This window comes from Telluria sp. AZSoR62, assembly GCF_058111565.1.
Genome location: NZ_JBYTST010000038.1, coordinates 1 through 828, shown reverse-complemented (window position 1 = coordinate 828; position 828 = coordinate 1). Strand labels below are relative to the sequence as shown.

Sequence of the window (828 nt, the reverse complement as noted above, 5' to 3'; positions counted from 1 at the left end):
AGCCTCAGCCTCTGTCGCATAGCGCTTCACAGTTCCGTCAGATCGGCGAACCTGATGAACCGTTCGCTTCGTTCCCCCACCACAATTGCAGCCCATGTTGGCCTCCTGAATCACATACTCGGCGACAAATACACCGGCTACCAACAGGATAGGACGTGCACACTCAGATGCTTTTCGCGTCAATCCGATCCAAGACAGTGTCGAGTTCAGCATCGACACCGAGGTCCTTCTTCACGACGGCCTTGATTGCCTCAGCCCAGCGCAGCAGTTCAGCCTCGGGCCTGTGGTGAAGGTCGACTGCCATCACGTATCCGGGATAGTCCGCAGCCGTGTCGTCGACTCCCCACGCGGAGTAGTCAGAAGGAAGCAGAGGTTCAACGAGATCGCGAACGGTGTCCTTGTCGGCACCCGCCGCCACGTACACCGAGATCTCTGTCATAGCGACCATGATACAACGACACTCCCTGTTCCCGACCCGGAATTATCTGGACCTCCACGAATGCAGATTTCTTGAAGATTCACTCCCCGCATCCGCACTGACGAACGCACAGCCTTTTCGAGCACCTCTCGTGAGAGCCCCGACTCCGAAGCATCAATGAATATTCGGTCGGATTGGTCGGTGCCACGACGAATTGCCTTCTCGATGGCGTTCGAATTGTTGTCATCATTCTTCGAAACGGTCTTTATTTCTACTGTCACATCATCAGTGATGAACAAGGCGTCTGCGACTTTTCCGAACTTTCCGTCTGCGGTGGAGACGGACGTGACGTCGATCCCTTGATTCCTCAGCCAGTCGGCCGCGGCGCGCTCCTCATCAGAGAAGTGCAT

At 55.7% G+C, this 828-nt stretch carries 2 protein-coding genes; both read right to left on the bottom strand.

Annotated features, from left to right (window positions below):
• Positions 1–163 precede the first annotated feature (163 nt).
• Positions 164–439: a hypothetical protein gene (locus AC3XQU_RS22710; protein ID WP_054780913.1), complete on the bottom strand. Its 276-nt coding sequence runs from the start codon at positions 437–439 to the stop codon at positions 164–166.
• A partial coding sequence (locus AC3XQU_RS22705; RefSeq protein WP_489876428.1) for a hypothetical protein occupies positions 436–828 on the bottom strand: 393 nt, incomplete at its 5' end. The genes AC3XQU_RS22710 and AC3XQU_RS22705, both read right to left, overlap by 4 nt.

What these genes read in the sequence shown, in the direction of transcription:
- AC3XQU_RS22710 (WP_054780913.1), bottom strand. Translation starts at nt 439, where the DNA reads ATGACAGAGATCTCGGTGTACGTGGCGGCGGGTGCCGACAAGGACACC.